Below are 23,242 nucleotides of genomic sequence, written 5' to 3'. Positions count from 1 at the left end.
TTTTCGTCGCTGAGCTGATCGCCGCGGTGCTGCTACCGCACGATCAGCGGCCCGCGTCCGCGCCGCTGGTCGGTGACCGCGCCGTGCAAATGGTCAACCTCGGCGGCCCCGCCACCGACCGCCTGGCGACTGACATCGTTTCCCATCTGGGCCAGGGCGTCGACGCCGTCGTCGGCTTCTGGGGGCCCGACTGGACCCACCAGATCGTGGTGCTGGTAACCGGCTCGGACGATCAGTTCAGGGTCGCCGCCGGCGGCGGGCCGGCAGCACAGTGGGCCGATATCGCGGCGGTGACAATGGTCGACCGCGTCGACCCGAGTACCCGGACGATGGCCAACGGTCGAATCGTCTTCGCGCCCGGGGCAGTGCACATGAGTGCGGGTGCGCTGCAAATCGTGTTGACCCATGAGCTTTTTCACTACGCGGCCCGAGTTGACACCGCGCTGGACGCGCCGCGTTGGCTCACCGAGGCGGTAGCGGACTTCGTTGCCCGACCTGGAACGTCGAGGACACCGTTGCCGGACAGCGTCTTGGGCAGCATGGCCTCTCAGTCGCTACCCACCGACGGCGACCTCGACGTTCCAGGGCCGTCCCGATCGCTGGCCTACGACCGGGGATGGTGGTTCGCTCGGTTTGTCGCAGACAGCTATGGGCCCTCGAAGCTGCGTGAGCTCTACGTCGCCGCATGTGGGGTCGGGCATTCGGATGTACCCGGTGCGGTTCGCACGGTACTCGGCGTCGACACCGCAGGACTGCTCGCGCGCTGGCAGCGGTGGATGACGAGCGCGGCCTGAGTCACTAGGCGCCGTGAGCAAGGCGAGTCGCCGCGCTAACGTGTCCTGCGTGAGCCGGGTCCTGCTGGTAACGAACGACTTTCCGCCGCGGCGCGGCGGCATCCAGTCATACCTGAGCGAGTTCGTCAGTCGGCTGGTCGACTCCGGGACACACAGCGTCACGGTGTATGCACCAAAGTGGAAGGGCGCCGACGCTTTTGACCACGCAGCCAGCGAAGCTGGGTATCAGGTGGTGCGCCATCCCACCACGCTGATGCTGCCCGTTCCGACGGTCGACACCCGGATGCGTCGACTGATCGAGGAAAACGACATCGACACGGTGTGGTTCGGTGCGGCCGCGCCGCTGGCACTACTGGCCCCGCGTGCCCGGCAGGCCGGTGCGAGTCGGGTGCTGGCCAGCACGCATGGTCACGAAGTCGGCTGGTCGATGCTGCCGGTGGCGCGCTCGGTGCTGCGCCGCATCGGCGACGGTACTGACGTCGTCACTTTCGTCAGCCGCTACACCCGCTCCCGGTTCGCGCCCGCGTTCGGATCCGGCGCCGCACTGGAACACCTGCCCCCCGGCGTGGACAGCGAAAGGTTCCGGCCCGACCCCGCCGCGCGGGCCGAGTTGCGCGAACGATACCGACTGGGGGAGCGGCCGACGGTGGTGTGCTTGTCGCGACTGGTGCCACGCAAAGGCCAGGACATGCTGATCAAGGCGCTCCCGTCGATCCGGCGGCATGTCGATGGCGCGGCGCTGGTGATCGTCGGTGGTGGTCCCTATCTGGAGACCTTGCGCAAACTGGCCCGCGGGTGCGGGGTGGCCGAGCATGTGACGTTCACCGGTGGCGTCCCGGGTGATGAACTACCGGCTCATCACGCGATGGCTGATGTGTTCGCCATGCCGTGCCGCACCCGGGGTGCGGGCCTGGACGTGGAAGGCCTGGGCATTGTGTTCCTGGAGGCGTCCGCGACCGGGGTCCCCGTGGTTGCCGGAGACTCGGGCGGCGCGCCGGAAGCCGTGCAGCACAACAAGACCGGGCTGGTAATTGACGGCACGTCGGTGGACGAAGTCGCCGAAGCCGTGACCGAGTTGCTGTCTGACCCCGAGCGGGCGGCCGCGATGGGCGCGGCCGGCCGGGAATGGGTGACGACGCAGTGGCGCTGGGATGCGCTTGCCGCCCGCCTGGAAAATCTCTTGCGCGGCGAGCCTGTCGCCTCGAGTTAGGAACTACTACCGGTGCGTCGTCGACAGTTCATTCGGCTTACCGGGCATGGTCGGCGACTCATCCTCGTCCGGAGTCGAATTCGGTTGTGGTAGTTGATGAATCAGTGGTTGCGGGCCGAGCGGCCGAAGCATCGGGCTGGCCGGGCGAGTACGCACTGGTGTCGGCCACCAGAACCAGCGCCCCAGCAGCGCCGCTACCGACGGCATCATGAACGACCGGACGATCAAGGTGTCGAACAGTAACCCCAGGGCGATCGTTGTTCCAATCTGTCCGATCACCGTCAAGTCGCTGAAGATGAACGACGCCATGGTGGCGGCGAACACCAGCCCCGCGTTCGTGACCACTGACCCGGTGTTGGCCATGGCACGGATCAGCCCGGTCTTGAGCCCGGCATGAATTTCTTCCTTGAACCGGGATACCAACAACAGGTTGTAGTCCGACCCCACTGCCAACAGCAGGATCACCGACATGGCCAACACCATCCAGTGCAGTTCGAAGCCCACGATGTCCTGCCATATCAGCACCGAGAGCCCGAAGGAGGCGCCCAATGACACCAGCACGGTACCCACGATCGTGATGGCGGCAACCACACTTCGGGTGATGATCAGCATGATGGCCCAAATGAGGCTGATCGCCGAAATCCCAGCGATCAGCAAGTCGTAATTGGACCCGTCACGCATGTCCTTATAGCTCGCCGCAGTGCCCGCGAGGTAGATGCCGGCGCCCTCGAGCGGCGTTCCTTTGATCGCTTCCTTGGCAGCGTTCTTGATCGGGTCGACCCGTGAAATGCCTTCTGTAGTCGCGGGATCGCCCTCGTGGGAAATGATGAAGCGGGCCGCGTGCCCGTCCGGGGACACGAACAACTTCAGCCCCCGCTTGAAGTCGGGATTGTCGAAAACCTCCGGCGGTACGTAAAACGAGTCGTCGTTCATGGCGGCGTCGAAGGCCTGTCCCATCGCCGTCGAATTCTGCGTCATCACATCTATTTGGTCGTAGAAGGAGGACATGGAACTGTGCATCGTCAGCGTCATCTGCTTCATGACTTTCATGCTCGCGATCTGCGGCGGAAGCTGGGCGCGCATTTGCGGCATGAGAATGGTCATCTGATCTAGGTTCTCCGACAGGAAACCCAGCTTTTCGGCGACCTGATCGACTCCGTCTAGGGCGTCGAAGATGGATCGCAGGGTCATGCAGATCGGAACGTCGAAACAGTGCTTGTCCCAGTAGAAGTAATTGCGGATCGGTCGGAAGAAATCGTCGAAGTTGGCCATGTTGTCCCGCAAATGGTTAGTGACATCGACCATCTCATGGGTGATATCGTCCATATTCTGAGTGGTATCGACGAGCTGGCCCATGATGCTGTACATGCGTTCCAAAGTGTCGATCGAGTCCTGCATCGCATCAGCCTGAACGAGCATGTCCGCCATTCGCGCATGCAAGTATTGCTGGTTCTCGATCTGAAGGATGTTTTGCATGCTGATCTGAAACGGAATCGACGAATGTTCGATCGGCTTGCCCAGCGGCCGGGTGATTGCTTGGACGCGAGCAACGCCGGCAACGTGGAAGACGCTCCTGGCAATCCTGTCCACCACCAGCATTCCGGCTGAGTTGCGCAGATCATGATCGGTTTCGACGACAAGTAGCTCGGGGTTCATTCGCGCATTGTTGAAATGGCGCTCGGCGACGTCATAGCTGATGTTGGATTTCGCGGTCGGCGGCAGATACTTGCGCAGGTCGTAGTTTGTTTTGTACCCGGGAAGCGCCAACAACCCGACGAGTGCGATAGCAATCGACGTCACCAGGATCGGTCCCGGCCACCGTGCGATGGCAGTGCCAACTCGTCGCCAACCGATGGTGCGCATCGACCGCTTGGGGTCGAACAGTCCAAATCGTCCGCCTAGGGATACCAGTGCTGGACCGAGGGTGAGTGCGGCGAGTACGACGACCAGCGTGCCGATCGCGCATGGAATACCGAAGGATTGGAAGTACGGGAGCCGGGTGAGGGTGAGGCAGTACATCGCGCCGGCGATGGTCAGACCGGAGCCCAGCACTACATGCGCTGTCCCGCGAAAGGTCGTGTAGAAGGCACGCTCAGGGTCTTGTCCAGAACCCCGGGCCTCTTGATACCTGCCCAACACGAAGATCGCGTAATCGGTCCCGGCAGCGATGGCTAGCAGCACCAACAGATTGACGGCGTACGTGGATAGACCGATGACGTTGTGCGCGGCCAGGAACGCCACGATGCCTCGCGCTGCCACCAACTCGAGACAGACGATCCCAATAACGGCCGCCGTTGTGACGATAGACCGATATATGAAGAGCAGCATCACGATGATCACCACAAATGTGACCGCAGTGACTCTCTGGATACTTTGGTCGCCGATCTCCGACTGGTCGGTAGTGAGCGCGGCGGGCCCGGCTACGTAGGTGTTGATCCCCGCCGGTCGTGCGGTGCGGTCCACGATCTCGCGCACAGCAGCGACAGATTCATTGGCCAGGCTCTGGCCTTGGCTACCGTGCAGATACACCTGGACGTAGGCGGCCTTGCCGTCGTTGCTCTGGGAACCGGCGGCGGTAAGCGGGTCGCCCCAGAAATCCTGGACGTGTTGAACGTGCGGGGTGTCGGCCTCGATCGCGTGGACCAGGCGGTCGTAGTAACGGTGCGCATCATCGCCGAGCGGCTCGTCGCCCTCTAACACGACCATCACGGCGCTGTCGGTATCGAACTCTTTGAACACCTGTCCGGCCCGTTTCATCGCCTGCATCGATGGGGCGTCGGCCGGGCTCAGCGGTACGGCGTGGTCCTTGCCCACCTTCTCCAACGACGGAACGAAAACCATCAGAAGGACGGCGAACCCAACCCAGAAGGCAACAATCGGCACTCGGAACCGGTGGACGATCTGCGCTATCGCCTGGTGCCCGTGAGACTGCGGGCCGCGACCCTTGGTATCTGGCACCACGAACATCAAACGCATCAAATGCATCAAATGGGCTGCAGACTTCGTTGACTCTTTAGCGTCTTTAATTCATCCCACTTCGAGATAACGTCGGGAATTGGCGGGGAACCGGTGCCGTATAGTTCGCTCAGATCCTCGTCCGATACCAGCTTGTCCCCGGAGACGAAACACGTCCTCGATAACGCCATCGCGTGTAAGGTGTTGCGCCGCATAAACCTATGTTCAAGGTAAACGTATCCATTCTTCCAATAGATTACCTTGGATACTACTTGGTACTTATGAAATATGCGCAACGGTCGCATTATGCTGAGCTCAAGTGAAACCGTTAGGGGGTTCCACCTCCTCCGGAGGATGGTGCCCAATTTGTTGTAGTGAATGAGCATGTAGTACTTGGTCAGGTCTACGACCCGGTTATACTTCGAATTGTCCATCACCATAAATAGATTGCATTCGAACGGCATGGCTCTGAGAGACATATAATTCTCATCGAGAATGTGTTGGGAATCGTTGTCGTGGAGAAAAATGCTCTTGAACCAAAGAGTCACCAATCTGAAGTAATACAGCATCTACTCTCCCGTTGCTAGGCCCGAATTTCGTGCAGATGATTAATCCGATATCCTCATGAACCAATAAGCGGCGAGGACTCGGATTCGAAGCAGAAGTGCTGTCAAATGGTGACAGGCGTACTCTGGGCCGGCAAGGGCAAAATTGTCAGAATCATGAATTTTTAATGTGCAAAATGCACAGAGAAGGCTAGCGGGCCTGAAGGCGCATACCGCAAACGCCGCACGCTCGCTACACCGGCCGACTTGCTATGACGCGCCCCGGGCGCGCCGCAGCGACCTAAGGCGTTCTAGTCCTTGGAGTAAATCGCCTCGATGTCGGAGGCGAACTTCTCGGCCACCACGTTGCGCTTGACCTTCATCGTCGGTGTCAGCTCTCCGGTGTCCTCGGTGAAGTCCACGGGCAGGATGCGGAACTTGCGGATCGATTCGGCATTCGAGACCTGCTGATTGGCTTGCTTGACCGCGGCGTCCACCTCGGCCACCAGATCGGGGTCCGTCGAAAGATCACCCACCGAGTCGCCGCCGGACTTGCTGTTGCGCTGCTTCCAGCCTTCGAACGCCTCGGGGTCGATGGTGATCAACGCGCCGATGAACGGCTTGTTGTCCCCGACCACCATCGCCTGGCTGATCAGCGGATGGGAGCGCAACTGGTCCTCCAAGACGGCCGGCGCCACGTTCTTCCCGCCCGCGGTGACGATGAGTTCCTTCTTGCGGCCGGTAATGCTCAGGAAGCCGTCCTCGTCGATCGAGCCGAGGTCGCCGGTGCGGAACCACCCGTCGGTGAAGGCGTCCTCGGTCGCCTGCTCGTTACGCCAGTAGCCGGCGAACACAACCCCGCCGCGGACCAACAACTCCTTGTCCTCGGCGATGCGCAGGCTGTTGCCGGGAACCAACTTGCCCACGGTTCCGATCTTCAAGCCGTTGATCTGGTTGACCGTGATCGCCGCGCTGGTCTCGGTCAGCCCGTAGCCCTCGTAAATGGTCACTCCCACGCCTCGGTAGAAGTGGCCAAGCCGGGCACCCAGGGGCGCGCCGCCGGAGACCGCAGCGCGGCAGTCCCCACCCAAGGCCGCGCGCAGCTTCCCGTAGACCAGTCGGTCGAACACCGCATGTTTGGCCCGCAGCACCAACCCGGGCTTGCCAGTGTCGTGGGCTCGGCTCCAATCGACCGCGGTCTGCGCGGCGGACTTGAAGATCGGGCCCTTGCCGTCATTGGAGGCGTTCTGTTCGGCGGTGTTGTACACCTTCTCGAACACTCGCGGCACCGAGACCACCACGGTCGGTTTGAACTCCGCCAGCAGCGGCAGCAGGTTCTTGATGTCGCTGGTGAATCCGACCGTCACCTTGCTGGTGAACGCCGACAACGTCAGCGCCCGGGCGAGCACGTGAGCCAGCGGCAAGAAGACAAGCAACCGCTGGCCCTCGGTCAATAGCGTCGGCAGGCACTCCTGGGTCCCGCGAATCTCGTACAGCAGGTTGGAATGGGTGAGTTGGCAGCCCTTGGGTCGCCCCGTGGTTCCCGAGGTGTAGATCAGCGTGGCCGCGTGCTCGGCGCGCAGCGCCTCTTGGCGAGCCGTCAACTCGGCCGCATCGACCGATGCGCCGGCCTCGGCCAACACATCGAGTGCCTTGGGTCCCGAACCGTCGACGTGCAGCACCCGACGCAACGCGGGCAGATCGCCCGTCAATTCGGTGACGAGCGCGGCGTGTGCGTCGGTTTCGGCGAACACCAGCACCGCTTCGGAATCCTGGAGCACCCAGCGCACCTGCTCGGCCGAGGACGTCTCGTAGATCGGCACCGTGACACCGCCCACCGCCAGGATCGCCAGATCGAGGATCGCCCACTCGTAGCGGGTGGCGGAAAATATGGAGACCCGGTCCCCGGCCTCTACCCCGAGGGAAATCAAACCCAATGCAGCAGAACGAATTTCCTCGGCGGCTTCGGCACATGTGACATCTGTCCAAGCACCGTCAACCTGGCGTTGATAGATCACGTAATCGGGGCAGTTGCGTTCGTGCTCGAACACTACGGCCGCGACGTTGTCGTGCTCGTCGACGGAGAAGCGAGCAGGGACACTGTACTGACGCACTCTTCTTACCTCGCTTGACCTAGATTTACGCGGGTTTGCGCGGGTTGCTGGCAACCAGCCTAGTGCGGTATTCACCCAGCACTGAGATGAGTCTCGTCGGTATTGCCGGGACGTCGTGGGGTCGCAACGGCCTCACCGAGCGGATATGTGAAGCTGAGGCCATGAGCAGCATCCAGATCGCCGACGAGACATATGTGGCCGCCAGCGGCGCACTGGTTGGGGCCGCTATCGCGGATCGATCGAAGTGGAGCCGGTGGTGGCCCGATCTTCGGCTGCAGGTCACCGAAGATCGTGGCGACAAGGGAATCCGGTGGACGATCAGCGGCCCCTTGACCGGCACCATGGAAGTCTGGCTGGAACCGTCGATGGACGGGGTGGTGCTGCACTATTTTCTGCACGCGGAACCCACCGGCGTGTCCGGCGAAGGACTCGCGAAGCTGAACCTGGCCAAACTGACGCACCGTCGCCGGGTGGCAGGCAAAAAAATGGCGTTCGAGGTGAAAACGACCCTGGAAGCGGCACGTCCGGTCGGCGTTTCTCCGGTAGTTTAACCGGGTCGAGGTTGGCATCAGCCTTGGCCGGAACGAGTACCGTTTCTGCCGGGGAGTTTGGGGCACTCCCCGATGATCGGGCCGACCCGCGCTAGCGGGGAAAGGGAAGCAGCCAGGTGGCGGACAAGACGAATCAGACGATCTACATCGACGCGGACCCAGCTGAGGTGATGAAGGCGATCGCCGACATCGAGTCCTACCCGGACTGGATCAATGAGTACAAGGAAGTCGAAGTTCTCGAGGCTGACAGCGACGGCTACCCGAAAAAGGCGCGTATGTTGATGGACGCGACCATCTTCAAGGACACCTTGATCATGAACTACGAGTGGCCGGCCGACCGTCAGTCGCTGAGTTGGACGCTGGAGTCCAGCTCGCTACTCAAGTCGCTCGAGGGGTCATACATCTTGGCCCCCAAGGGATCCGGTACCGAGGTCACCTATGAGTTGGCGGTCGATCTGGCCGTGCCGATGATCGGGATGCTCAAGCGCAAAGCCGAACGCAGGCTGATCGACGGCGCATTGAAGGATCTGAAGAAACGAGTCGAGGGCTGAGTGATTCCGTCGCGCCGACCCCGGCCCGGATCAGTCTTTTCGTTGGTAAAGGCGGGGTAGGAAAGTCCACCCTGGCGTCTGCGACCGCGGTTTGTGATGCCAGCGGTGGTCAGCGCGTGCTCGTCGTATCCACCGACCAAGCGCACTCGCTGGGCGACGTTCTCGGTGTCCCGGTCCCGCCGAACGGTCGAGGCGAAGTCGTGCGGGTGTCCGCCGATAATCTGGAAACCGGCGGCTTTCTGGACGCTCTGGCGCTGGACACGCTGGCCCTGCTCGAGGACAGGTGGCGCGCGGTAGTCGAGGCGCTAGACGCGCGTTTTTCCGAGTCGGACTTGAGTCGCATTGCCCCCGAAGAGCTTTCGGCGCTGCCCGGGATCCAGGAAGTGCTCGGGTTGCACGCCGTGGCCGAACTCGCGACATCGGGTCGATGGGATCGCGTCGTGGTCGACTGCGCCTCGACCGCCGACGCGCTGCGCATGCTGACCCTGCCCGCCACCTTCGCGCTGTATGTCGAACGGGCGTGGCCGCGGCACCGCAGGTTGAGCATCGGCACCGACGACAGTCGGTCGGCGGCGGTGGTGGGACTGTTGGAACGCACCAGCGCCGGCGTCGATCAACTCAACTCCTTGCTCACCGATGGCGACCTGGTCAGTGCCCACCTGGTGCTAACGCCCGAACGGGTGGTCGCCGCCGAGGCCGCCCGCACGATGGGGTCGTTGGCGCTGATGGGAGTGCGGATCGAGGAACTGCTCGTCAACCAGGTTCTGGTCCGCGATGAGACCTACGAATACGCCAGCCTGCCCGACCATCCGGCGTTCTACTGGTACGCCGAACGCATCTCCGAGCAACGTGCGGTGCTGGAAGAACTCGACCACACCATCGGCGACGTCGCGTTGGTACTGGTCCCACACCAGGCGGGCGAGCCGATCGGCCCGAAAGCCCTGGGCGACCTGCTCGACAGCGCCCGCCGTCGCCGCGGTGCCGACCCGCCCGGCCCGCTGCGCCCGATCGTCGACCTGGAATCCGGGTCGGGGCTCGAGTCGGTGTACCGGATGAGGTTGGCGTTGCCGCAACTCGATCCCCGAACGCTGGCACTGGGCCGCTCGGACGACGACCTGGTCATCAGCGCGGGCAGCGTGCGGCGTCGGGTCAGGTTGGCGTCGGTGCTGCGGCGGTGTACGGTGCTGGACGCGCAGCTACGGGGGAGTGAGCTGACCGTTCGTTTTCAACCCGATCCGGAGGTATGGCCGAAGTGAGTAAGGCTCATACCGACGTCGGTCCGGAGCTGCGCAGACTGGCGCAGGCAATTCTGGACGGCATCGACCCCGCGGTGCGGGCCGCAGCCAGCATGGCGGCAAGCGGTACGGCGGGCAAGTGCCAGCAGGTCTGGTGCCCGGTATGTGCGCTGGCCGCGGCGATCAACGGTGAGCAGCACCCGTTGGTGACCGTCATCGCCGATCACAGCGTGGCACTGCTGGAAGTGGTCAAGGCTATCGTCGAAGACATCGATCGGTCGGCGGTGCCGCCGCCGGAGGACGACCCGCCGGACGGCGACCCGACCACCGACGAGCCGCCCACCGACCGCACCAACGGCAACGGCGCCGCGAAGACGGGTTACCAGGCCATCCCCATCACCGTGCAGGAGTGAGCCGCCCGTTCGACAGTGGTCGGAGTTATCGGGGGTGGGTAAAGTTGTGGCGCAGACGCCATCAGGCGTTCGGCGAGAGGGAGGGCCATGTGGTACTACCTATTTAAGTATGTCCTCCTGGGTCCATTGCTGTCCTTGCTTGGTCGTCCCAAAGTCGAAGGGCTGCAACACATTCCAAGTTCTGGCCCGGTGATCCTGGCCAGCAACCACTTGGCCGTGATGGACAGTTTCTTCCTGCCGTTGGTGGTGCGGCGCCGGATTACGTTTCTCGCCAAATCCGAATACTTCACCGGTACTGGGCTCAAGGGCTGGTTCAATCGCTGGTTCTACACGGCCGTCGGCCAGGTCCCGATCGACCGCACCGACGCCGAGGCCGCTCAGGCTGCGCTCGAGACCGCCGAGCGGTTACTGGGCCAGGGCAAAGTGCTGGGAATGTACCCCGAAGGCACCCGCTCACCCGACGGCCGGCTCTACAAGGGCAAGACCGGGCTGGCCCGGCTCGCCCTGCAGACGGGAGTCCCGGTGATCCCGGTGGCGATGATCGGCACCAACGTGGTCAACCCGCCCGGCACCACCAGGTTGCGCTTCGGACGCGTCACTGTTCGGTTCGGTAAGCCGATGGACTTCTCCCGGTTCGACGGCTTGGCCGGCAACCACTTCATCGAGCGGGCCGTCATCGACGAGGTGATGTACGAGCTGATGGGTCTGTCGGAGCAGGAGTACGTCGACATCTACGCCGCCAGCGTTAAGGACGGCAGTGCGGGCGACGCCGACGACGACGGTTCTGAATCGGACTCTTCCGATGCCGCGCGGATCCCCGAGACCCAAGCCGGTTAGCCAGACCGGTTAGCCCGGCCGCTTACGCTCAGGCGGCCGCTACCGGAGTGCGCTCACGTGGCGTCGAGCGGTTGGGCGCCAGCGCAGCGGTGACGGTGATGCCGGCGACGACGATGACCGCCAGCGCCCACCACACATAGGACATTCCCAGCAGTTGTCGCCACCAGGCCGCCGTCGTCTCGTGATGCTTGGGCAACAGGTCGATCGGCGACCAGCGCATCAGCACCAGCCCTACGGTGCTGACCACGCCCAGCGCGGCGTTGCGACGCCGCCAGGCCAGGACACCCGTCACCAGGACGGTGGGCAACATCCACACCCAGTGGTGTGACCACGAGACCGGCGACACCACCAGTCCGAACAGGGCAACGCAGATCACCGCCAGCGTCGGCTCGCCAGCCCGCAGCACGCGCCGCATCGCCCAGATGGTCGCCGCCAGCACCAGCAGGCAAGCGAGCACCCAGAGCGGGAAACGTTCGTGCTGGTCCAGACCCAACCGGGCGAGCGAACCCGCGATGTTCTGGTCGGTGTTCAACGCCGCTTCGCCGATGCGGTCGGTGTGGTGGAGTGTGCGCGTCCAGTACTCCCAGGAGTCGCGCCAGGCCAGCGCGAATCCGATCAGCGTCGCACCCGCGAAAGTGGCCACCGATACCCACGCGGCGCGCCTGTCCCGTCGCAGCAGGAAGTAGAGCAAAAACACTGCAGGTGTGAGCTTGAGCGCGATACCCAAGCCGAGCAGCACACCGCGGGGCCACGGGGTGCGACGCGGGAAGCAGTCCGCGATAACCAAAGTCATCAGGATCGCGTTGATCTGCCCGAACGCAAAGTTGGAGCTGATGGGTTCGAGCCAGATCGAGGCCGGCGCGACGATGACCACGGCCAGCCACAGCCGGCGCAGCCAGGCCGGCCCGGGCAGGCTCTCGGAGTCGGGCCACACGTCCAGCCGGCTCAGCACGATCGTCGTCGACACCAGAAGGACCACCAGCGTCAACGCCGTTATCGCGACGCTGGCGACCGGCATGCCCATCCACGCGAACGGGCTGAAGGCGATGGCGGCCAACGGCGGATAGGTGAACGGAAGATCCACGATGGGTGTGTGGAACAACACATTTCCGGTGTACAGCGGCCGCCCGTCCAGCCAGGCCTGACCGCCCATCTGGTAGACGTCGATGTCGATCCGGTAGGGAATGTGCCCGAAAAGCTGCCAGCACGTGTAGCCCATCGCCACGGCTGCCAGCAGCCAGAGCAGGCACCATAGCGAAACCCGCCCGAGTCGACTGCCCACCCCGGGCGACTGCCATTTACTCATGTCAGAAACAGACTAATCGTTATCGCGCGGTGTTTTGGCCGGACAGCGCGGCTTCCGGCGCCCGGCGCGTCCGCGGGCGTAGCTTTTTTGGGGTGCACCATTGGCTGCAGCACGACATCATCGACCACGGCCGGCTGCCGCTGTTGTGTTGTCTGGTGGCCTTCATCCTGACTTTCTTCGTCACACGGTCTTGCGTGCGTTTCATCCGTCATCGCGGCGACCGCGGCCGACCGGCACGCTGGTGGCAGCCCCGCAACGTGCACGTCGGGACCGTGCACATCCACCACGTGACGTTCGGGGTGGTGCTGGTGATGCTGTCCGGGTTGACCCTGGTGACCCTGGCGGTTAACGGGCAACAGCCCCAGCTCACCTTGGCCGCGGTACTTTTCGGGATCGGCGCGGCATTGGTGCTCGACGAATACGCCCTGATCCTGCACTTGTCCGATGTCTATTGGGAAGAAGACGGCCGCAGCTCTGTCGACGCGGTCTTTGCCGCGGTGGCCGTTGCCGGTCTGTTGATGCTGGGCCTGCATCCGCTGATGTTCATCCTGCCGATCCGGCACGACGGCGGGTGGGTGGTGCTGCAAAGCACGCTGGTCGGCGGGTTGGTGCTGACGCTGCCACTGGCGGTGATCGTGCTGCTCAAGGGCAAGGTGTGGACCGGTCTGCTCGGCATGTTCATCGTGGTGCTGCTGATCATCGGCGCGATCCGATTGTCCCGTCCGCACGCGCCGTGGGCGCGCTGGCGCTACACGACGAGGCCGGCCAAGATGCGCCGCGCACTGGCGCGCGAGCGCAGGTGGCGGCGTCCGGTGGTGCGGGCCAAGCTGTGGCTGCAGGGCACGATAGCCGGGATCCCGCGGCTGCCCGACGAACGCGTCGTGGACGCGCAGCTCGATCTCGACGTGCACGCCGCGCCGCCACCGGAGGGCACCGGGCCCATCCTGATCAGCGGGTCACTTCCTCAGGGCGAGCCGCACTAAGCTGCGGCGGTGCGGTATTTCTACGACACCGAGTTCATCGAGGACGGCCGCACCATCGAGCTGATCTCGATCGGTGTGGTCGCCGAGGACGGTCGCGAGTACTACGCGGTATCCACCGAATTCGATCCCGCCCAAGCCGGCAGCTGGGTACGCGCCCATGTGCTGCCGAAGCTGCCGTCGCCGGCGTCGAAGCTGTGGCGCCCACGCAGGCAGATCCGCGCCGACTTGGAAGAGTTCCTGGGCGTGAACGGCTCGGAGCCCATCGAACTGTGGGCCTGGGTGGCTGCTTATGACCACGTCGTGCTTTGTCAGCTGTGGGGACCGATGCCGAGTCTGCCCAAGGCGATCCCCAGATTCACCAGGGAACTGCGGCAACTGTGGGAGGACCGGGGCTGCCCGCAGCTGCCACCGCGGTCACGTGACGTACACGACGCCTTGGTCGACGCGCGTGATCAGCTGCATCGCTTCCGCATTATCACGTCCGTTCGCCCTGATCAGCAGTAAACGCGCACAGTTACGATAGACCGATGAACTGGACCGTCGACATTCCGATCGACCAGCTGCCGCCGTTGCCGCCGCTGCCCGCCGATCTGCGGGCGCAGCTGGACGCCGCACTGGCCAAGCCGGCCGCCCAGCAGCCCAGCTGGGACGTCGACCAGGCGGCGGCGATGCGCAAGGTGCTCGAGAGCGTGCCCCCGGTCACCGTCCCGTCGGAGATCGTCCGGCTGCAGGAGCAGCTCGCCCAGGTGGCCAATGGAGAGGCGTTCCTGCTGCAGGGCGGCGACTGCGCCGAGACGTTCACCGACAACACCGAACCCCACATCCGTGGCAACATCCGCACCCTGCTGCAGATGGCGGTGGTGCTGACCTACGGCGCGAGCCTGCCGGTGGTCAAGGTGGCCCGCATCGCCGGCCAGTACGCCAAGCCACGGTCGGCCGACATCGACGCACTGGGGCTGAAGTCCTACCGCGGCGACATGATCAACGGCTTCGCCCCGGACGCCGGGATCCGTGCGCACGACCCGTCGCGGCTGGTGCGTGCCTACGCCAACGCCAGCGCCGCGATGAACCTGGTTCGCGCCTTGACGTCGTCGGGCTTCTCGTCGCTGCATTTGGCGCACGACTGGAACCGCGAGTTTGTCCGGACCTCGCCGGCCGGTGCGCGATACGAAGCCCTGGCCGCCGAGATCGATCGCGCCCTGCGGTTCATGAGCGCCTGCGGGGTGGCCGACCGCAACCTGCAGACCGCCGAAATCTACGCCAGCCATGAGGCTTTGGTGCTCGACTACGAGCGCTCCATGCTGCGTCTGGCTGAGGACCCCGATGTCGAAGACGGACAGCCGCAGCTCTACGACCTATCGGCGCACACCGTCTGGATCGGCGAACGGACCCGCCAACTCGACGGCGCGCACGTCGCGTTCGCCGAGGTGATCGCGAACCCGATCGGCGTCAAAATCGGACCCACCATGACCCCGGAACTCGCCGTCGAATACGTCGAGCGCCTCGACCCGCACAACAAGCCGGGCCGGCTGACCCTGGTCAGCAGGCTGGGCAACGGCAAGGTGCGCGACGTGCTGCCGCCGATCATCGAAAAGGTCCAGGCCACCGGCCACCAGGTGATCTGGCAGTGCGACCCGATGCACGGCAACACCCACGAGTCCTCGACGGGCTACAAGACCCGCCACTTCGATCGCATCGTCGACGAGGTGCAGGGCTTCTTCGAGGTGCACCGTGCGCTGGGCACCCATCCCGGCGGCATCCATGTAGAGATCACCGGTGAGAACGTCACCGAATGTCTCGGGGGCGCCCAGGACATCTCCGACGCTGATCTGTCGGGACGCTACGAGACGACGTGCGATCCGCGGCTCAACACCCAGCAGTCGCTGGAGTTGGCGTTTTTGGTTGCGGAGATGCTGCGCGACTGAGCGCGCGGGCGCCCGTTAGAGCAAGCCGCTCAAGTGGACGCCGATCGTCCATCCTGCGGTAGCGACCAGTCCGGTGAGCGTCAGCACGACGGCGACCCAGATCAGCACCATCCGCCGGCTGCGCTGCCGTTCCCAGGCGAACTCGTCGAGCGGAATACCGGCGAACTGGTCTGGTTCGGGCGCGGCGTCCTCAGCGTCGAAGGCGTTGTCGAAGTCGCCGGGATCCGGCGCGACCGGCTTGGAATCAGGCTCGCGGGCCAGCGCCCGGGTGGGGTGACGAACCGGCGCCTCTGGTGGACGCTGCGTCATTCGGCTTTGTTGAAGCGCCCGGTGCTGAGCCGAGTTTCGCGGCGCCGGCACCCGGAAGTCGGGCAACCCCAGTTCCTCTACGATCGCCTCCACGTCAGCGGCCATCTCGATGGCGTCAGCGTAGCGTTGCCCCGGGTCGCGGGCTGTTGCGCACGCCACGAAGTCATCGAATTGGGTTGGCACGCCGTCGATTACGGCGCTGGGCGGTGGTACATCGGCATCTAGACGCTGGTAGGCGATTGACAGCGCGGTGTCGCCGGTGAACGGGGCGAGGCCGGTCAGCAACTCGTAGGTGAGGATTCCCGCCGAGTAGACGTCACTGCGCGGACCGGCATTGCCGTCGCGCACTTGCTCGGGCGACAGGTAGGCCGCGGTGCCCAGGATGACGCTGGCCGAGGTGATTCCGGCGGCCGCGACGGCCCGGACCAACCCGAAATCGGCGATCTTGACCTCGCCGTCGTCAGAAATCAGCACGTTCTCGGGCTTGATGTCGCGGTGCACCAGGCCGGCTCGGTGCGCGGCGGACAACCCGCCCAACACCGGCCGCAGCACCGCGGCCACGGCATGCGGCGGCATCGGCCCCCGCTCGGCGAGCAGCTCACGCAGCGTCCCGCCCTCGATCAGTTCCATCACCAGAAACGGATACCGGCCATCGCGGCCCTGGTCGTAGACCGCGACCAACCCTTCGTGCTTCAACCGGGCGACGGTGCGCGCCTCGAGCTGAAATCTGGTCAGAAACTGCTGGTCATCGGCATAACGAGAGTCCATCACCTTCAGCGCCACCGGTCGATCGAGGCGGGTGTCCACCCCGCGGTAGACCGTGGACGTGCCGCCGCTGGCAATCTTGGCCTGCACCAGATAGCGGCCGTCCAGCACGGCGCCCGCCAACGGGTCTGCTTCAACCACGGAGGCAATCGTAGGTGGACAACGCAATACGGCAGCAGAACGTGCACTAAGAGCGCCTGCCAAGTTCTAGACTGACCCGGTGGGCAGCATTCCGGCCGGCGACGATGTTCTAGAACCCGACGAGCCAACCTATGACCTGCCTCGGGTCGCTGAACTGCTCGGCATACCCGTGAGCAAGGTGCAACAACAGCTACGCGAAGGCCACCTGGTTGCGGTGCGCCGCGCCGGCGGGGTGGTGGTGCCCCAAATGTTCTTCACCAATACCGGCCAAGTGGTCAAGAGCCTGCCGGGTTTGTTGACGATCCTGCACGACGGCGGCTACCACGAGACCGAGATCGTGCGCTGGCTGTTCACCCGGGACCCGTCGTTGACGGTGACCCGGGACGGTTCGCGCGACGCTTTGGCTAACGCCCGCCCGGTCGACGCGCTGCACGCGCATCAGGCCCGTGAGGTGGTACGTCGCGCCCAAGCTATGGCTTATTAGCGGGCTGATCAGCGGTCGTATCAGCGACAGGTTCGCGCCGCAGCGAATACCAGGCCACCGCCGCGAAGGCGGTTGCCAGCCCCACGTGAAGCCAGGAGTACATCCCGTGCGATCCATCGGGTTTGAAGATCACCATGATCCAGGTGGAGAACCCGGCAATGGCGGCCATCGCGCGGCGTGACTGGGCCAGCGGGGCCAGCACCGCCAGCGGCCAGGAGTAGTACCAAGGCAGCGCGGCGGGCACGAACAGCACCACGATCAGCATCGCCGCGACGATGCCGGTCAGCGCGGCCCGGTCGTCGCGACGGAAGCGCCACCAGAGCAGCGGCAGCGACACCAGGATGACCAGGATGCCGATCAGCCTGGTGATCCGCAGCACTGTGTAGAACTGCACGCCGAAGAAGCTGCTGGTCAGCGCGTGAATCAGATTCGCTGCGGCCGTGGGCACGGTCAGCCAGTTGATGATCTTGACCGAACCCGCCAATGCGGTCAGCCAGCCCAGCCCGACCCCGGCGACCAGCGACAGTACCGCGAACACCGCCACACAGATGACCAGCGACGCCAGCGCGGCGACCAGGAACGCGCGCACGGTCCGCCAGCCTCTGTCTTCGCGCAGATGGCGCATCCATACCCAGAACAGGAATGGCAGCGCGAGGCCGGCGGTGGCCTTGACCGCGATCGCGATGGTGAGCACCGTGATCCCCGCGACGTGGTGACGTTGCAGGGTCAGCGCGATACCGGCCGTCATCAGGCCGACCATCAGCATCTCGTTGTGCACCCCGCCCATCAAATGGATAAGCACCAACGGGTTGAGAACGCAGATCCACAATGCCTTGGCGCCGTCGGTGCCCAGGTGATGCGCCAGCCGCGGCGCGGCCCAGATCAGCAGCGCCAGCCCGGGCAGCATGCACAGGCGCAGCAGCATGGTGCCGGCGACCACGTTGTTGCCGACGAGCATTGTCACCAGCTTGGCAACCAATATGAACGCCGGACCGTAGGGCGCGGTGGTGATCGTCCAGATCGGACTCACGTCGTCCAGCAGTGGGTTCGGATTGCCCACCGGGCCAACCGCGTACGGATCCAACCCGTCGCGCAACAGTGCGCCCTGAGCCAGATACGAGTAGGTGTCGCGGCTGAACACCGGCACGGACAGCAGCAGCGGCGCCAGCCAGAACGCGGTGGTGGCCCGCATGGTGAACTCGCTGGATTCACCGGCCAGGCAACGCCGCCCCAATTGCAGCCAGGCGATCAGCATCAGGCCCACGCCCAGCCACAGCAGTATCGAACCCAGGACCAGGCCGTGGCCGAAGCGCAGCCAGGACAAGTGTGTCGACTCGAGCAACGGGTCGTGCTGGCGCGTGCTACCGGCCCCGAGGCCGCCCGCGGTAATCAGCACCGCGCCCACGAAACCCAGTCGGGCGGGGCCGCCGGCCGGGCTTGTAGCGAACGCACGTAGTCGGGAAAGACGTTGTCCGACAGATTCTTTGGTTGTGGTGTCGGCTACCGGTGTGGTCATGGCTCAGGCCGTCCGGTCGGTGGCCATGCGGGCCAACTCGGACAGGCCGGATTTGGCCGTCGCATTGATGGGTGCCGCCGCCAGCGTGGCCAGCGCCCGCTGGGTTAGTTCGTCGATCCGGTTCTCCGCGGCGGCCAGTGCGCCCACCCCCTCGATCACCGCGCGCAGTTCGCGCACCCCGTCATCCGTCAGGTCAGTGCCGACCAACGTTCGTAACTTGTTGGCTGCCAATGGATCCGATTCGTCGGCCAACCGGGTGGCCTCGGCCAGCAGCACCGTGCGCTTGCCGGACCGCAGGTCGTCGCCGGACGGCTTACCGGTCACCGATGGGTCGCCGAACACGCCCAGGACGTCGTCGCGCAGTTGGAAAGCCACCCCCAAATCGGTCCCGAATTGTGCGAAGGCGGCCAGCACGTCTGGTCGGTCGGCGGCGGCCGCGGCGCCGAGTTGCAACGGCCGCGACACCGTGTAGCTGGCGGTCTTGAAGGTGGCGACGGTCATTGCCGCCTCGACCGCTTCGGCAGACGAAGCCGGTATCGAGGCCTCGGCGATGATGTCCAGATACTGCCCGCCGAGCACCTCGGTGCGGATGTCAGACCAAACCCGTTCCACGCGCCGCCGGGCATCTTCGGACAACACGGCCCGCGAGACGATGTCGTTGGCCCACGCGTGTGCGATGTCGCCGACCAGGATTGCCGCCGAAATGCCGAATTGTTCCGGTGCGCCCCGCCACTGATGGTCGCGGTGCAGGGCCGCGAAATGCATGTGCGCGGTCGGTTGGCCGCGCCGCGTGGCCGAGGCGTCGATGACGTCGTCGTGGATCAGAGCGAAGGCGTGCAGCATCTCCAGCGCCGAGAACAGCAGCAACGCGTCTTCATCGGGTGGCCTCGTCGTCACCGCATCCCAGCCCCAGAAGGCAAAGACCGGTCGCATCCGCTTGCCGCCGCCCAGGACGAACTCTTCGAGCCAGCGGGTCAGCACGTCGTGGTCGCTACCTAGGTAGCCCGATTCGCTGCGACGTTCGTGCAGATACCGTCGCAGTTGGTCGGTGACGGCGCTGGCCACCTCGTCGGCTGCCGATGCTTTCAGGCTCAGCGCAGCCCCTTTCTGCTCGGCATGCCTCTGGCCCGACAAGTGTATGCGGCGCCCCGACCGGTCGCCCCTATGCTGTCGTGGTGGCCCGTCACCGGGGGGGTTGCGCGGCGCAGCGCGACCGGGCCGTCATCAATCTATGGAAGAGGAACCGAGTGACGCTCAACACCATCGCGCTTGAGCTGGTGCCGCCCAACGTCGACGGGGGTCAGGAAAAGGCAGCAGAAGACGCGCAGAAAGTGGTGCGGTACTCGGCAGAGTCCGGTCTCGACGGCCGCATCCGGCACGTGATGATCCCGGGCATGATCGCCGAGGACGACGACCGCCCGGTGCCGATGAAGCCCAAGCTGGACGTGCTGGACTTCTGGTCGATCATCAAACCGGAGTTGCCGGGCATCAACGGTTTGTGCACGCAGGTCACCGCGTTTCTCGACGAGCCGACCCTGGACAAGAGGCTGGCCGCGCTGACCAACTCCGGGATGGAGGGTGTGGTTTTCGTCGGGGTGCCGCGCACCATGAACGACGGCGAAGGCTCCGGCGTCGCACCCACCGACGCGTTGTCGATCTACCGCGACGCGGTGGCCAACCGCGGCGTGATCGTGATCCCGACCCGGGAGGGCGAACAAGGCCGCTTCAACTTCAAGTGCAACCAGGGCGCCACCTACGGCATGACGCAGTTGCTGTATTCCGAGGCGATTGTCGGCTTTCTGGCCGACTTCGCCAAAGAAACCGATCACCGGCCCGAGATTCTGTTGTCGTTCGGTTTCGTGCCGAAGATGGAAACCAAAGTCGGCCTGATCAATTGGCTGATCCAGGACCCGGGTAATGCGGCGGTGGCCGACGAGCAGGAGTTCGTCAAGACGCTGGCGGGCAGCGAGCCGGCGCACAAGCGCCGGCTGTTGGTCGAGCTGTACCAGCGGGTGATCGACGGTGTGGCCGATCTCGGCTTTCCGTTGAGCATCCATTTCGAGGCGACGTACGGAGTTTCCGGGCCCGCCTTCGAAACTTTTGCCGAGATGCTCGCCTACTGGGCGCCGACTGCGAGCGGTTAGCTCCCGGACGACTGATCGGTGGGCGTGGTGGTGAAGCGGGGGGAGCGGTCCCGGCTGGCCCAGGCGAGTGCCGCCACAACCCCGGCGACCGCGAACGACGCGATGCCCAGCCAGATGCCCGCGCCGGTGAACGACCGGGTGTTGGGGTCGGTGTAGCGCGCTTGGGCGCTCATGGTGCTCACCACGCCAGGTTTCAGCTTCCACTGCACGACCTCGGGCTCGATCCGGTCGCCGTTGGTAGACGTGACGGTGCCGGGGAAGGCGACGGTCAGTTCGACGTCGGCCTCGGTGTCGGTTAGCGAGGTCAAATCGGCCCGGCCTTCCAGGATCACCAGGTTGCCGTTGCGGCGCAGCGACAGGTTCACCCCGGCGGCGTCGGGATTCATGTGCGCAAGCTGAGGTAGCTCGGCGAAGGTCAGGTCGGAGAACACCGCCTGGGACCCGACGTAGCCGTCACTGTCGTAGTTGGAGACGGCGACCTTCTGACTGAACGGCAGATTGGTATCCAGCTGCGGCCCGGTGTCCTTGTTGTTCTTGGGTTTTGCGGCGGCGATGATCTCGCCCGACACCAGGTCTTCCGGTGAGATCGTGATCGAGGCCCGCACCCGCAGGCATCCGGTGGCCAGCGGCACCAGCATGAACAGCATCAGGATGGCCAGCGCGCGGCGTCGCCGTGCAGTGAGTCCTCTGGTAAGTAGTGGGGCAGAGCTGGCACGCACCAGGTCATCGTGCCAGACGCGGCCCGTCGCGCCGACGTGCCCGTCCCGTTAGACCCGTCCCGTTAGAGCGGCAAGGCGCGGCCCAGGATGGCGAACGCGCGCGGATCCCCGGCGAAGTAGTAGCTGCGGATGACGTCGGTGAACCCCAACCGGCGATAAAGCCGCCACGCCCGGTTGGCCTCTCCGTTGGTTTCGGGAGTGGAGAGCAGGACATTTGCTTCGGCACGGTCCGAGAGCAGGCGACGGGCCAGCGCCTCGCCGAGGCCGCGGCCCTGGACGCGCGGAAGGATGTGCAACTCGGTCAACTCGAAGTAACTGGCCATCAGCTTGTCGATGGCTGGGGGTGGAAACCCGCTGCGCTGCAACCCCAAGACGACTTGTTGCTGCCACCATTGCCCGGGTGCTCCCGGATAGCCGTAGGCAATGCCGACCAGCGGTGCGTCGGCGAGCTCGGTCGACGGCGGGCACTGGGAGGCTTCGTCGGTCGCCACCTCGACGGCGGCCACCGCTTTCCATCCGCGCCGGCGGGTGTGTTCCAGCCACATCGCGGCGCGCTGGTTCTCGGTGCCCCGTGGGTAGCGCATAGCGTCGACGTAGACGCTCAGGGCGTCGCTGAGGCGGCGCTCCATTTCTTTCGGCGGCAAATCGACGAGGAATATCGCCAACTCGCGGTGTCCTCCTCATCGTCTCTGACTATTGGGCGGTTCCAGTATCGGACGCGGCCTTCTCGGATCAACGGGCGGCTAACCGCTGCCGCGGATGTGACGGGTTGCACCGGGCGACTGTCGCCTCCGATCGTGTCGCGGCGTTGCGGCCGCGATAGAATCGCCTGCGAATCAGTGGTACGGCGCAGATTGACCTCGTATCATTGGGGTTAATTGCTCTAACAATTGGGCATGCGCGTGCTATCGATTGGCTACGTGACAGTTTGTCGGCAAGGAGGGACGAATGCCACTCTCCGATCATGAGCAGCGAATGCTCGATCAGATCGAGAGCGCTCTCTATGCCGAGGATCCCAAGTTCGCGTCGAGCGTTCGAGGTGGCGGTCTCCGTGCGCCGACTGCACGGCGGCGCCTGCAAGGCACGGCGTTGTTCGTCGTCGGGTTGGGCATGCTGGTCTCCGGCGTGGCATTCAAGGCCACCATGATCGGAAGTTTCCCGATCCTCAGTGTGATCGGATTCGTCGTGATGTTCGGCGGCGTCGTGTACGCCGTCACCGGGCGGCGCCTGACGGGCAAGCCGGATCACGGCGGTTCGTCGGCGGGTGCGGCACGGCAGCGTCGCGGCAAGGGCTCCGGCGGTTCGTTCACCAGTCGCATGGAGGATCGGTTCCGCCGTCGCTTCGACGAGTGAGTCAACGCCTTACGAGATGACGGGGTAGCCAGCCGGCTGCCCCGTTTTTCGTCCCGCCACGATCGCAGACGTAGCGCCTTGCGACACGCGCGCCGGGCCGCACGGAGCCATCTCGTGGCCATCCCGTGTCGCTTTCGTAGTGCAGTCGTGTCCGCAGAGCCCCCACTGCGCCCCACTTGCCGTGCCCGGCCATGTTTGTGCCCGTGAGCTGCGCTTTTATTTCCCCCGGGCGGCCGGTGCGGATCGACGAACAGCCTGGTCGTCAGTCCGGTGGTGGGTAAACGCCGCGTCGTGACGCGCGGAAGGGCGATTTTTGGGGCGCAGTGGGGGCTATGCGGACACGACTGCACTACGAAAGCGACACGGGATGGCCACGAGATGGCTCCGTGCGG

At 64.7% G+C, this 23,242-nt stretch carries 22 protein-coding genes; 13 read left to right on the top strand and 9 right to left on the bottom strand.

The genetic code is table 11. The features are described from left to right. Nucleotides 1-89: 89 nt before the first annotated feature. Complete coding sequence (locus A5634_RS10435; protein ID WP_253861541.1) at nt 90-794, top strand: hypothetical protein; 705 nt, start codon at nt 90-92, stop codon at nt 792-794. Between the two features lie 49 nt (nt 795-843). After that, nucleotides 844-2,004 (top strand): GDP-mannose-dependent alpha-(1-6)-phosphatidylinositol monomannoside mannosyltransferase, encoded by a 1,161-nt coding sequence (gene pimB, locus A5634_RS10430; RefSeq protein WP_065143970.1) that lies wholly within the window; start codon nt 844-846, stop codon nt 2,002-2,004. 6 nt (nt 2,005-2,010) lie between these two features. Here pimB and A5634_RS10425 read toward each other — a convergent pair whose 3' ends face one another. From A5634_RS10425 to A5634_RS10415, 3 genes are all read right to left on the bottom strand, one after another. Beyond that, complete coding sequence (locus A5634_RS10425) at nt 2,011-4,971, bottom strand: RND family transporter (RefSeq protein WP_081290343.1); 2,961 nt, start codon at nt 4,969-4,971, stop codon at nt 2,011-2,013. Nucleotides 4,972-4,988: 17 nt separating this feature from the next. Next, nucleotides 4,989-5,423 carry a thioesterase family protein gene (locus A5634_RS30115; RefSeq protein ID WP_367593454.1) on the bottom strand — a complete coding sequence of 145 codons (435 nt, stop codon included), beginning with the start codon at nt 5,421-5,423 and terminating at the stop codon, nt 4,989-4,991. Nucleotides 5,424-5,815: 392 nt separating this feature from the next. Continuing rightward, nucleotides 5,816-7,618: an AMP-dependent synthetase/ligase gene (locus A5634_RS10415; protein ID WP_065143968.1), complete on the bottom strand. Its 1,803-nt coding sequence runs from the start codon at nt 7,616-7,618 to the stop codon at nt 5,816-5,818. A 161-nt stretch (nt 7,619-7,779) separates the two neighbouring features. On the opposite strand from A5634_RS10415, the gene A5634_RS10410 reads away from it, so the two are divergent. The 5 genes from A5634_RS10410 to A5634_RS10390 all read left to right on the top strand — a co-directional run bounded on the left by A5634_RS10410 (nt 7,780) and on the right by A5634_RS10390 (nt 11,205). Then, nucleotides 7,780-8,169, top strand: a complete 390-nt coding sequence (locus tag A5634_RS10410) for a polyketide cyclase / dehydrase and lipid transport (protein WP_065143978.1) — start codon at nt 7,780-7,782, stop codon at nt 8,167-8,169. A gap of 116 nt (nt 8,170-8,285) precedes the next feature. Beyond that, nucleotides 8,286-8,720, top strand: coding sequence for an SRPBCC family protein (locus tag A5634_RS10405; protein WP_065143967.1), 435 nt, complete (start codon nt 8,286-8,288; stop codon nt 8,718-8,720). After that, nucleotides 8,717-9,976 (top strand): ArsA family ATPase, encoded by a 1,260-nt coding sequence (locus tag A5634_RS10400; RefSeq protein WP_081290339.1) that lies wholly within the window; start codon nt 8,717-8,719, stop codon nt 9,974-9,976. The genes A5634_RS10405 and A5634_RS10400 overlap by 4 nt, the downstream gene beginning before the upstream one ends. Beyond that, nucleotides 9,973-10,368, top strand: a complete 396-nt coding sequence (locus A5634_RS10395; protein WP_065143977.1) for a hypothetical protein — start codon at nt 9,973-9,975, stop codon at nt 10,366-10,368. The genes A5634_RS10400 and A5634_RS10395 overlap by 4 nt, the downstream gene beginning before the upstream one ends. 87 nt (nt 10,369-10,455) lie before the next feature. Continuing rightward, nucleotides 10,456-11,205, top strand: coding sequence for a lysophospholipid acyltransferase family protein (locus A5634_RS10390; RefSeq protein WP_065143965.1), 750 nt, complete (start codon nt 10,456-10,458; stop codon nt 11,203-11,205). A gap of 28 nt (nt 11,206-11,233) precedes the next feature. Here the strand turns inward: A5634_RS10390 and A5634_RS10385 are convergent, their stop codons facing one another. After that, the gene (locus tag A5634_RS10385) at nt 11,234-12,511 is read right to left on the bottom strand and encodes a glycosyltransferase 87 family protein (RefSeq protein WP_065143964.1); all 1,278 of its coding nucleotides are present in this window, start codon (nt 12,509-12,511) and stop codon (nt 11,234-11,236) included. Between the two features lie 92 nt (nt 12,512-12,603). Between A5634_RS10385 and A5634_RS10380 the strand changes: the two genes are divergently transcribed. Genes A5634_RS10380 through A5634_RS10370 form a run of 3 tightly spaced genes read left to right on the top strand, consistent with a single transcriptional unit; the run spans nt 12,604 to nt 15,419 of the window. Beyond that, a complete protein-coding gene (locus A5634_RS10380) occupies nt 12,604-13,494 on the top strand; it encodes a hypothetical protein (RefSeq protein ID WP_065143963.1) in 891 nt (296 codons plus the stop codon). 9 nt (nt 13,495-13,503) lie between these two features. Next, on the top strand, nt 13,504-13,998 hold the full coding sequence (locus tag A5634_RS10375) for a polyadenylate-specific 3'-exoribonuclease AS (protein ID WP_065143962.1): 495 nt from the start codon (nt 13,504-13,506) through the stop codon (nt 13,996-13,998). Between the two features lie 23 nt (nt 13,999-14,021). Next, a complete protein-coding gene (locus tag A5634_RS10370; RefSeq protein ID WP_065143961.1) occupies nt 14,022-15,419 on the top strand; it encodes a class II 3-deoxy-7-phosphoheptulonate synthase in 1,398 nt (465 codons plus the stop codon). 15 nt (nt 15,420-15,434) lie between these two features. Here the strand turns inward: A5634_RS10370 and A5634_RS10365 are convergent, their stop codons facing one another. After that, the gene (locus A5634_RS10365) at nt 15,435-16,634 is read right to left on the bottom strand and encodes a protein kinase domain-containing protein (RefSeq protein WP_065143960.1); all 1,200 of its coding nucleotides are present in this window, start codon (nt 16,632-16,634) and stop codon (nt 15,435-15,437) included. A gap of 79 nt (nt 16,635-16,713) precedes the next feature. Here A5634_RS10365 and A5634_RS10360 point away from each other — a divergent pair, with 79 nt between their 5' ends. Continuing rightward, complete coding sequence (locus tag A5634_RS10360) at nt 16,714-17,118, top strand: Rv2175c family DNA-binding protein (protein WP_065143959.1); 405 nt, start codon at nt 16,714-16,716, stop codon at nt 17,116-17,118. On the opposite strand, the gene A5634_RS10355 is transcribed toward A5634_RS10360, so the two are convergent. Together A5634_RS10355 and idsA2 are read right to left on the bottom strand one after the other, a co-directional pair. Further along, a complete protein-coding gene (locus tag A5634_RS10355; protein WP_065143958.1) occupies nt 17,105-18,634 on the bottom strand; it encodes an alpha-(1->6)-mannopyranosyltransferase A in 1,530 nt (509 codons plus the stop codon). The genes A5634_RS10360 and A5634_RS10355 overlap by 14 nt on opposite strands. Nucleotides 18,635-18,637: 3 nt before the next feature. Beyond that, nucleotides 18,638-19,699, bottom strand: a complete 1,062-nt coding sequence (idsA2, locus tag A5634_RS10350) for a bifunctional (2E,6E)-farnesyl/geranyl diphosphate synthase (RefSeq protein WP_065143957.1) — start codon at nt 19,697-19,699, stop codon at nt 18,638-18,640. Between the two features lie 182 nt (nt 19,700-19,881). On the opposite strand from idsA2, the gene A5634_RS10345 reads away from it, so the two are divergent. After that, entirely contained in the window at nt 19,882-20,778 is an 897-nt protein-coding gene (locus tag A5634_RS10345) for a mycobacterial-type methylenetetrahydrofolate reductase (protein WP_065143956.1), read from the top strand. On the opposite strand, the gene A5634_RS10340 is transcribed toward A5634_RS10345, so the two are convergent. Together A5634_RS10340 and A5634_RS10335 are read right to left on the bottom strand one after the other, a co-directional pair. Further along, entirely contained in the window at nt 20,775-21,425 is a 651-nt protein-coding gene (locus A5634_RS10340) for an LppM family (lipo)protein (protein WP_065143955.1), read from the bottom strand. The two genes, A5634_RS10345 and A5634_RS10340, sit on opposite strands and share 4 nt — an antisense overlap. Nucleotides 21,426-21,559: 134 nt before the next feature. Next, nucleotides 21,560-22,162, bottom strand: coding sequence for a GNAT family N-acetyltransferase (locus A5634_RS10335; protein ID WP_065143954.1), 603 nt, complete (start codon nt 22,160-22,162; stop codon nt 21,560-21,562). A 283-nt stretch (nt 22,163-22,445) separates the two neighbouring features. Here A5634_RS10335 and A5634_RS10330 point away from each other — a divergent pair, with 283 nt between their 5' ends. Then, nucleotides 22,446-22,850 carry a DUF3040 domain-containing protein gene (locus A5634_RS10330; protein WP_065143953.1) on the top strand — a complete coding sequence of 135 codons (405 nt, stop codon included), beginning with the start codon at nt 22,446-22,448 and terminating at the stop codon, nt 22,848-22,850. Nucleotides 22,851-23,242 lie beyond the last annotated feature (392 nt).

Origin of the sequence: Mycobacterium asiaticum (genome assembly GCF_001673365.1) — a bacterium.
Classification (GTDB): Bacteria; Actinomycetota; Actinomycetes; order Mycobacteriales; family Mycobacteriaceae; genus Mycobacterium; species Mycobacterium asiaticum_A.
The sequence above is the reverse complement of the archived record's forward strand: the minus strand, read 5'-3'. Positions and strand labels throughout refer to the sequence as shown.

What these genes read in the sequence shown, in the direction of transcription:
- A5634_RS10435 (WP_253861541.1), top strand. Translation starts at nt 90, where the DNA reads ATGGTCAACCTCGGCGGCCCCGCCACCGACCGCCTGGCGACTGACATC.
- A5634_RS10425 (WP_081290343.1), bottom strand. Translation starts at nt 4,971, where the DNA reads ATGTTCGTGGTGCCAGATACCAAGGGTCGCGGCCCGCAGTCTCACGGG.
- A5634_RS30115 (WP_367593454.1), bottom strand. Translation starts at nt 5,423, where the DNA reads ATGCCGTTCGAATGCAATCTATTTATGGTGATGGACAATTCGAAGTAT.
- A5634_RS10410 (WP_065143978.1), top strand. Translation starts at nt 7,780, where the DNA reads ATGAGCAGCATCCAGATCGCCGACGAGACATATGTGGCCGCCAGCGGC.
- A5634_RS10390 (WP_065143965.1), top strand. Translation starts at nt 10,456, where the DNA reads ATGTGGTACTACCTATTTAAGTATGTCCTCCTGGGTCCATTGCTGTCC.
- A5634_RS10385 (WP_065143964.1), bottom strand. Translation starts at nt 12,511, where the DNA reads ATGAGTAAATGGCAGTCGCCCGGGGTGGGCAGTCGACTCGGGCGGGTT.
- A5634_RS10370 (WP_065143961.1), top strand. Translation starts at nt 14,022, where the DNA reads ATGAACTGGACCGTCGACATTCCGATCGACCAGCTGCCGCCGTTGCCG.
- A5634_RS10355 (WP_065143958.1), bottom strand. Translation starts at nt 18,634, where the DNA reads ATGACCACACCGGTAGCCGACACCACAACCAAAGAATCTGTCGGACAA.
- A5634_RS10340 (WP_065143955.1), bottom strand. Translation starts at nt 21,425, where the DNA reads ATGCTGTTCATGCTGGTGCCGCTGGCCACCGGATGCCTGCGGGTGCGG.
- A5634_RS10330 (WP_065143953.1), top strand. Translation starts at nt 22,446, where the DNA reads ATGCCACTCTCCGATCATGAGCAGCGAATGCTCGATCAGATCGAGAGC.